The following is an 8,026-nucleotide window of genomic DNA, read 5'->3' as shown; positions in this document are numbered from 1 at the left end:
TATCAGCCTTTAAATATCTAATGGTATGCTCCTTTAAAAGCTGATCCAACTCTCTCTTATTACTCTCAACCTGTTCCAAACTAGGCAGTAACTGAAATAGCTCTAAAACTTCTGATGAATATGTCTGTTCTTTAACTTCAATTGACCTAGGCAGCTCTTTCCTCTCAATCTTAAAATCAATAAAAGCAATCCTTCTGCCCCTCTTTTCCGTAGAATAGGATAATTTGATATCAGTCTTTTCACTTATTTCCTCACAGGCTACATCTAAAACTCTACGCCTAAAATTATAGAATCGCTTATATTCACTTTCAGTATTAGTTAACTTCCTAACCTCTTCAATACTCATCTTTGGTATCTTGTATTTTTGATATCTAATAGCTAACTCATAGAAAATTATTGAATATTGGCTATCAAAAGATTTTATCATCATTAAATTCAAAGGAGTAAAGAACCGTTGCTCCTTTAATGCATTAATAATAAAATGGTTCAATTCATAATAGTAAAAATCATCCTTTCTCTCAATATAACTTAATAAGGTAAATGCTTTCCAGTTATACGGGTTTTCCTTATCAACTATCTTAACAGTAGTCTTCATTAGCCCTTCTAACTCTTGATATATATACTCAGTATTCTTATTTTTGAGGTTAGCTCTTTTATGTAATTCATTATAAGGAATCTTGAATATGTTTTCTTTATAATCTTCAAACTTTAATTTTCTTTGTGCATACTTTAAAAAACTATTATATGCTTTTCTTTGAGTGGTAGTGACCTTCTGTTCAGGAATAATACTTATTAATTGATTGGGCTTATTCAACATCTCCTTCTTCATCTATACTCCTCCTATTCTTTACCTCTTCTAAATCATATCATAATACAACTACATATGCAACAATACTAAGTAGTCATATTTCCTTGATTTGTAGTTATATCCCCTTAATCTGTAGTCATAATTCCTTAATATGTAGCTATATCTCCTTAATTTATAGTCATATTTTCCTACAAACCCTTGCTACAATAAGGCTTGTCCAACCCTAAAGATTTATAAGATATAAAAGATATACAACAATAGCATCCTCCGTTAACTTTTAGCTTTAATTTAAAATTTTAAGAATAAAGTTAGCATTGTTGTTGTTAAAACATTTAACCAAATAGGAATCAAATATTTAAAAACTTTTGATTTCAACTCGCGTTAATTTGTGAGATTGGTTGCAAAAAAAATATTTTAAATTTTTAGTACTACTTATAACTGTTAATTATATAGCTTACAGCAAATTATCTCTATTTAGACTATTAGATTTGATCTATATCTTCAATTATTAATTAGTATTAAATTTAATCAGATTTTATTATTTTTTTGCTGTTATATACATTGAAATCCCCTTGTGAAAATTCACATTTTTTGTGAAAATGTACAATAGCAGTGATTAGGAACTAAGTAAGCTAGAGCTATTGTAAATAATAATTTAATTTGCTAATATAAGACTAACGAAAGTACTTTCGAAAAATTTTGAAAATTAAATAATTAAACAAGGAGCGATGATATATATGAAGGAAAAAATCCAACGCTTTGGAGCTGCCATGTTTGTACCAGTCTTGTTATTTGCTTTTGCAGGAATCACAGTTGGGCTAAGTATTCTTTTTATGAACCAAGATATTATAGGTTCTATCGCCAATCCCAATGGACTATGGTATAAATTCTGGTTTATTGTTCAAGAAGGAGCTTGGACAGTATTTCGCCAACTACCACTCTTATTTGTAGTAGGTTTGCCAATTGCTTTAGCTAAAAAAGCATCAGCTCGTGCCTGTTTGGAGGCATTAGTAACCTATCTAACCTTCAATTACTTTATCAACGCTATGTTAACACTCTGGGGACCAAGCTTTGGCGTAGACTTTAGTACCAAGGTTGGTGGTACCAGTGGATTAACAATGATTGCAGGGATTAAGACACTAGATACAGGAATGATTGGAGCAATTTTAGTTGCTGGAATTGTCGTTTATCTTCATAATAAATATTTTGCTAAACGATTACCTGACTATTTGGGTATCTTCCAAGGTTCTTGTTTTGTAGTAATGATTGGCTTCTTTGCTATGCTTCCTGTAGCTTTACTGACTTGTCTATTATGGCCAAAAGTTCAAATGGGAATAGCATCCTTACAGATACTCTTAACCTCATCTGGTGTTATTGGAGTTTGGTTATATACCTTTTTAGAGAGAATTTTAATTCCAACAGGCTTACACCACTTTGTTTATGGACCCTTTATCTTTGGACCTGCCGTAGTAGAGAATGGAATCGCTGCCTATTGGCCACAACATCTATCTGAGTTTGCTACAACTGCTCATTCCTTAAAAGAGATGTTTCCTGCTGGTGGTTTTGCCTTACATGGTCATAGTAAAATCTTTGGTTCTATAGGTATTGCCTTGGCTATGTATACTACAGCTAGACCTGATAAAAAGAAGGTTGTTGCTGGATTACTAATTCCAGCTACTTTAACAGCTATTGTTGCTGGTATTACAGAACCTCTTGAATTTACTTTCCTATTTATTGCACCAGCATTATTTGCTATTCATGCAGCTTTAGCAGCAACCTTGGCAGCAACAGAATTTGCCTTTGGTGTTGTAGGAAACTTTGGTGGGGGTTTGATTGAATGGGCAGCCCAAAACTGGCTTCCATTATTTAAATACCATCCAGGTACTTATATAACTCAGATTATCATCGGTTTTTCTTTTACAGCAATCTATTTCTTTGTCTTTCGCTATGCGATTTTGAAATTTAACTTTGCTACCCCTGGGCGTGAAGTAGAAGGTGAAGAGACTAAACTCTATACCAAATCAGATTATAAGAATAAAAAAGGAGCAATAGTTCAGAGTAATAACTCTTCACAAAATAGTCAAGCAATGGCCTTTTTAGAAGCCTTAGGTGGAAGTGAGAATATCGTAGATGTAACCAACTGCGCTACTCGTCTTCGGGTTTCTGTCAAAGATGGCGATAAATTATTAGCTGATAGTGTCTTTAAAGAAGCAGGGGCTCATGGAGTAGTTCGAAATGGAACAGCAATTCAAGTAATCGTTGGATTATCTGTTCCACAGGTAAGAGATGATTCAGAAAATTTACTTAATGATCCAAATATAAGTGCTTAAATTAGGTTAAGTCAATCAAATTATAAGTTTATAAGATTATAAGTTTATAAGTTAAGTAAGACCATAAGATTGTAAGTTTATAAGTTTATAAAATTATAAGTTAATAAGATTCTAAGCAAATAGGTTTATAAGTTAATAAGAAAATAAGACTTTTTACTTAAGATATAATCTTTAAATAAAGTAACTTCCTTTTTATTGGTACCAATAAAAAGGAAGTATTAAATAAGCAATATAAGCCAAGGAGGAGATAATTATGAAGAAATTTTCTGTAGTCATTGCCGGTGGAGGAAGTACCTTTACTCCAGGGATTGTATTGATGTTACTAGATAATTTAGATAGATTTCCAATTCGCTCTATTAAATTTTATGATAATGATGCTCAAAGACAGGAGATAGTAGCAAAAGCCTGTGAAATCTATTTAAAAGAGCATGCACCTGAAATTGAATTTACTTATACCACTGATCCTCAAAGAGCCTTTAGTGATGTTGATTTTGTATTGGCCCATATTCGTGTGGGAAAATATGCCATGCGTGAACTAGATGAAAAGATTCCTTTAAAATATGGAGTGGTAGGACAGGAAACCTGTGGTCCTGGAGGATTGGCTTATGGGATGCGGTCAATTGGAGGAGTAATTGAGATACTTGACTATATGGAAGAATATTCACCAGAGGCATGGATGCTCAATTATTCTAACCCTGCAGCAATAGTTGCAGAAGCTACTAGAAGACTAAGACCAGACTCTAAAATTTTAAATATTTGTGATATGCCAATCGATTTAGAAGAGAAGATGGCAGATATGTGTGGACTAAAGTCTAGAAAAGAGATGCAGGTATCTTACTATGGGTTAAATCACTTCGGTTGGTGGTCAGAGATTTATGATAAAGACGGAAAAGACTTGATGCCAGAGATTAAAGAGCATGTAGCAGCCAATGGATTTGCAGATGCTATCGCTAAAACAGATCAGCATGTAGACCAAAGCTGGCTGGAAACCTTCCAAAAGGTAAGAGATGTCTATGCCGTCGACCCAACTACAATTCCAAACACTTATTTAAAATATTATTTATTTCCAGATTACGTGGTGGAGCATTCTAATCCAGAGTATACCCGTGCTAATGAAGTAATGGATGGAAGAGAAAAACAGGTGTTTGGAGCTTGTAAAGAGATTATTGAGAAAGGTACTAGTAAAGATTGTGGCTTTGAACCTGATGTACATGCCAGCTACATTGTAGATCTAGCTTGTGCTATTGCTAAAAACACCCAAGAACGCTTCCTGTTGATTGTGCCAAATGAAGGGGCACTAGAGAATTTTGACCCTACTGCTATGGTAGAGATCCCTTGTGTTGTTGGCAGTAATGGTTATGAAAAAATTGTGCAAGGAGCAATTCCCCGCTTCCAAAAAGGATTAATGGAACAGCAGGTAGCTGTAGAAAAACTTACAGTAGAGGCCTGGATTGAAGGAAGCTATCAAAAAATGTGGCAGGCAATTACTTTATCTAAAACAGTGCCAAGTGCCAAGGTTGCTAAAGATATCTTAGATGACTTAATTGAAGCAAACAAAGACTATTGGCCTCAATTAAGCTAACCTAAAGCAGTTGATAGTGTATAATTTAGAATTTACAGTTAAGATCTTAAAAAGAAAAGTTCTTATAATCCTTCGATATAAGAGATATAGTTATTATTTTGACTTTAATCTTTAACTATACATTATTCACTATATACTATCAACTATGACTATATAAGGAGGTAAGACAGATGTTTAAGAAGTTATTCAAATCTCAACCAAAGATTGTAGAGATATACTCACCTTTAAATGGAGAGCTAATAGATCTGTCCGAGGTGCCTGACCCAGTATTTTCTCAAAAGATGGTAGGCGATGGCTTTGCCATAATACCTAATGATGGTAAATTGATCTCTCCAGTTAAAGGTAAAATCAAACAGATACTTCCTACTAAACATGCTATTGGCATTGAAACTGTGGATGGGCTAGAACTACTAATTCATGTCGGTCTAGAGACCGTTGAACTAGAGGGAGAAGGCTTTGAGGTTTTAGCCAAAGTTGGTGACTCAGTGGAGGTAGGAGACCAGCTACTTAACTTTGATATCAATTTTATAGAAAATAATAATAAAGAGATTATTACTCCAATAGTAGTGACCAATTATCAAGAAAAGATTAAGAAATTTAGCAAAGTTGCTAACTCAGAGATTAATTGTAAAGAGTTAGTGTTAAAGTGTGAATTAGTATAGCTATATAGTCTAAGATTAAATTTAAGCTTCAATAAACAAAATTAGTTTAATACTCTACTTATACTTAGCCTCAATTTTATAGTCAAACTTAAAGAATCAAGGAGGAGATAATTATGAAGAAATTTTCTGTAGTAATTGCTGGTGGAGGAAGTACCTTTACTCCAGGAATTGTATTGATGTTATTAGATAATTTAGATAAATTTCCAATCCGTCAGATTAAATTCTATGATAATGATAAAGAGCGTCAAGAGATTATTGCTAAAGCTTGTGAAATTATTTTAAAAGAGCAAGCACCAGAAATAGAGTTTTTAGCTACTGTAGATCCTAAAGAAGCTTTCACAGATGTAGATTTTGTGATGGCTCATATCAGAGTTGGTAAATATGCAATGCGTGAGTTAGATGAGAAGATACCATTAAGATATAATGTACTAGGTCAAGAGACCTGTGGACCAGGTGGCATTGCCTATGGAATGCGGTCAATTGGAGGCATTTTAGAAATTATCGATTATATGGAAGAATATTCACCAGATGCTTGGATGTTAAATTACTCTAACCCAGCAGCTATTGTAGCAGAAGCCACTCGGAAATTACGTCCAGATTCCAAGATATTAAATATCTGTGATATGCCAGTAGGAATTGAAGAGAGAATGGCTCAAATTGTAGGCTTAGAGTCACGTAAAGAGATGAATGTTACTTACTATGGACTAAACCACTTTGGTTGGTGGTCAAGTATTACCGATAAAGCAGGTAATGATTTAATGCCTCAGATTAAAGAGCATGTGGCCAAATATGGTTATGTTGCCGCTACAGATGAGGGACAGCATGTAGATCAAAGCTGGAATGATACCTTCCATAAAGCTAAAGATGTCTATGCAGTAGACCCTAGCACTTTACCAAATACCTATTTAAAATATTATCTCTTCCCAGATTATGTGGTAGAACATTCTAATAAAGAGTACACCCGTGCCAATGAGGTCATGGATGGTCGAGAGAAGTTTGTCTTTGGTGAGGCTGACAAGATAATTAAGCAGCAATCTACTAAAGGCTCTAAACTCCATATTGATGAACATGCCTCTTATATCGTCGATTTGGCTAGAGCAATTGCTTATAATACCCATGAGAGAATGTTATTGATAGTAGAAAATAAGGGAGCAATTGAGAACTTTGAGCCAACAGCAATGGTAGAGATTCCTTGTATTGTCGGTAGTAATGGACCAGAACCATTATCAATAGGAAAAATTCCTCGCTTCCAAAAGGGATTGATGGAACAGCAGGTAGCTGTAGAGAAGTTAGTAGTAGAAGCATGGGCAGAAGGGTCTTATCAGAAGTTATGGCAAGCAATCACCCTATCTAAAACAGTACCAAGTGCCAAGGTTGCTAAAGACATCTTAGATGACTTAATTGAAGCAAACAAGGACTATTGGCCAGAACTAAACTAAATAATTTTATAAACTATCAACAGTAAAGAAGATTCTCTGCTGTTGATAGTTTATACATTCCCTTTATTTTAGTATAAACATTGAGATAATAGTATTTTTAAGTCTACAACCTATGTGCTTATACTTAAATTTTAGATTTTTGCTCTTCTTGATATTTAATATAATATCTAAATAAGGTCTCAATTAGGATAAAGAACATTGAAAAGGAGTAGTTCTCACCATTTTTATAGTTCATCGGTGTGGTTGTTACATATAGGTTATGGGATACCATTCTAGATAGTTGATTATTACTGAGGTTTGTAATGGAAATAGAATCAATCCCTTTCATTGAAACTTCATTGATACAGCTTTGAAAAGAGGTTGTATTCCCAGATAAAGAGATAAAGATCACAACATCATCTTTAGTGATACTTGGGGTAATCACTTCAAATTCAGTATACCCTTCAATTACATGAAAATACTTATGTGCTACTAAGAAGGTTCGTTTTAGCTCTCCAGCAACGGTCAGCTGAGCTGTTCCTGTTCCATAGACAAAAACCCGCTCAGCATTATAAATTAATCTGCAAATATCTTCAAAATCCTTCTCTTTAGTCAATTTAATAGTTTCATTGATATCCTTATAAAGACTTTCAATATAATCTTTTTCTTCTTGGTTAACCTGCTCCTCTTCCCATTTTAAATGGAATTTAAATTCACTATAGCCCTTAAATCCTAACTTTTTTGCTAAGCGAAAGATAGTTGTTCTAGAGATATTACATTTTTTAGCAAGTTCATTGATGCCTAGATTACAACACTCCTTTTTGTGATTTAAGATATATTTTAGAATATATAGATCATTCTCACTTAATCTATTATAATTATCATTAATAATTTCCTGTAATCTCATAATTGCTTCCTCCCTTATTATTACTTACTCTAAATTAGCTAAACCTTTGCAGATCGATTATTTACATGATCAATTCAGATAACTCCTTTAAATCTTTCTCCACTTCCTCCTCAATTGCTCCCAATACAAACTCCTCTTTTGATACCTTCTCCTTAAGCATCTTCGGCAAGGTCTCATAGCCTTTAGCATAACTTGCTATCTCCTTGGTAGATAGCTTTTGATACTTCTCCTTAGCCTTTTGCTGAGCCTTCTCTTTAATCTTTCTCTCTAAATCTTCTTTTTTCTTCTGCTCTTGCTTTCGTTGTTTTGCTAGCTCTTC

The 8,026-nt window shown here is 33.8% G+C and carries 6 protein-coding genes and 1 pseudogene; 4 read left to right on the top strand and 3 right to left on the bottom strand.

Annotation, left to right across the window (positions count from 1 at the left end; translation table 11 throughout):
* On the bottom strand, positions 1-829 hold an 829-nt coding region (locus ACTCDL_RS12560), incomplete at its 3' end, for a RepB family plasmid replication initiator protein (RefSeq protein WP_463177166.1).
* Positions 830-1,545: 716 nt separating this feature from the next.
* Between ACTCDL_RS12560 and ACTCDL_RS12555 the strand changes: the two genes are divergently transcribed.
* From ACTCDL_RS12555 to ACTCDL_RS12540, 4 genes are all read left to right on the top strand, one after another.
* Positions 1,546-3,138 carry an alpha-glucoside-specific PTS transporter subunit IIBC gene (locus ACTCDL_RS12555; protein ID WP_463177163.1) on the top strand — a complete coding sequence of 531 codons (1,593 nt, stop codon included), beginning with the start codon at positions 1,546-1,548 and terminating at the stop codon, positions 3,136-3,138.
* Between the two features lie 247 nt (positions 3,139-3,385).
* A complete protein-coding gene (locus ACTCDL_RS12550) occupies positions 3,386-4,720 on the top strand; it encodes a 6-phospho-alpha-glucosidase (RefSeq protein WP_463177168.1) in 1,335 nt (444 codons plus the stop codon).
* Between the two features lie 170 nt (positions 4,721-4,890).
* Positions 4,891-5,382: a PTS sugar transporter subunit IIA gene (locus ACTCDL_RS12545; protein WP_463177161.1), complete on the top strand. Its 492-nt coding sequence runs from the start codon at positions 4,891-4,893 to the stop codon at positions 5,380-5,382.
* A gap of 113 nt (positions 5,383-5,495) precedes the next feature.
* Positions 5,496-6,821 carry a 6-phospho-alpha-glucosidase gene (locus ACTCDL_RS12540; RefSeq protein WP_463177159.1) on the top strand — a complete coding sequence of 442 codons (1,326 nt, stop codon included), beginning with the start codon at positions 5,496-5,498 and terminating at the stop codon, positions 6,819-6,821.
* Positions 6,822-6,945: 124 nt separating this feature from the next.
* On the opposite strand, the gene ACTCDL_RS12535 is transcribed toward ACTCDL_RS12540, so the two are convergent.
* Complete coding sequence (locus ACTCDL_RS12535; RefSeq protein ID WP_463177155.1) at positions 6,946-7,707, bottom strand: MurR/RpiR family transcriptional regulator; 762 nt, start codon at positions 7,705-7,707, stop codon at positions 6,946-6,948.
* A gap of 61 nt (positions 7,708-7,768) precedes the next feature.
* Positions 7,769-8,026 (bottom strand): annotated as a pseudogene (locus ACTCDL_RS12530) (hypothetical protein); the annotation flags it as partial.

Source organism: Orenia sp., from assembly GCF_055140805.1.
The sequence above is the reverse complement of the archived record's forward strand: the minus strand, read 5'-3'. Positions and strand labels throughout refer to the sequence as shown.

What these genes read in the sequence shown, in the direction of transcription:
- ACTCDL_RS12555 (WP_463177163.1), top strand. Translation starts at nt 1,546, where the DNA reads ATGAAGGAAAAAATCCAACGCTTTGGAGCTGCCATGTTTGTACCAGTC.
- ACTCDL_RS12545 (WP_463177161.1), top strand. Translation starts at nt 4,891, where the DNA reads ATGTTTAAGAAGTTATTCAAATCTCAACCAAAGATTGTAGAGATATAC.
- ACTCDL_RS12540 (WP_463177159.1), top strand. Translation starts at nt 5,496, where the DNA reads ATGAAGAAATTTTCTGTAGTAATTGCTGGTGGAGGAAGTACCTTTACT.
- ACTCDL_RS12535 (WP_463177155.1), bottom strand. Translation starts at nt 7,707, where the DNA reads ATGAGATTACAGGAAATTATTAATGATAATTATAATAGATTAAGTGAG.